The following is a 467-nucleotide window of genomic DNA, read 5'->3' on the forward strand; positions in this document are numbered from 1 at the left end:
CCCCGGCGGCCAGTCAGGTGCTGGCGGCGGCACCGGGCACGGTCGAGAAGCTGTTCACCAGCGCAGCGGGCGGGACCGCTGTCTATGTGCGTTCGCCCGACCGGCGTTGGACCTATTATTACGCGCATCTCGCGGGTTATGCGCCGGGCCTGCACGAGGGGCAGGGCGTGACGGCTGGGACGTTGCTCGGCTATGTCGGCGATACCGGCAATGCCGGTGCGGGCAATTTCCACCTGCATTTTGGCCTGACGCGCACCACGCCAGAGCAGCATTGGTATGAAGGGGAGGATGTCGACCCCTACCGCTATCTTGCCGGACAGCCCTTGCCCGGCTAAAGGCCGCGCCTTGCTCTTTCCAACTACAGGCACCCCCATGAAGATCAACGCGGTCGAAATCCGTCTCGGCAACATTCTCGAATATGAAGGCGGCATCTGGAAGACGGTGAAAATCCAGCATACCCAGCCGGG

Annotated in this window: 1 protein-coding gene; it reads left to right on the top strand. The window is 63.4% G+C overall.

The features are described from left to right. Positions 1 to 335: M23 family metallopeptidase (locus AACY08_RS29365; protein WP_339472592.1), on the top strand; the 335-nt coding region annotated here is incomplete at its 5' end. Between the last annotated feature and the right edge of the window lie 132 nt (positions 336 to 467).

The organism is Pseudomonas sp. EL_65y_Pfl1_R83 (assembly GCF_963970695.1).
GTDB classification, from domain to species: Bacteria; Pseudomonadota; Gammaproteobacteria; order Pseudomonadales; family Pseudomonadaceae; genus Aquipseudomonas; species Aquipseudomonas tritici.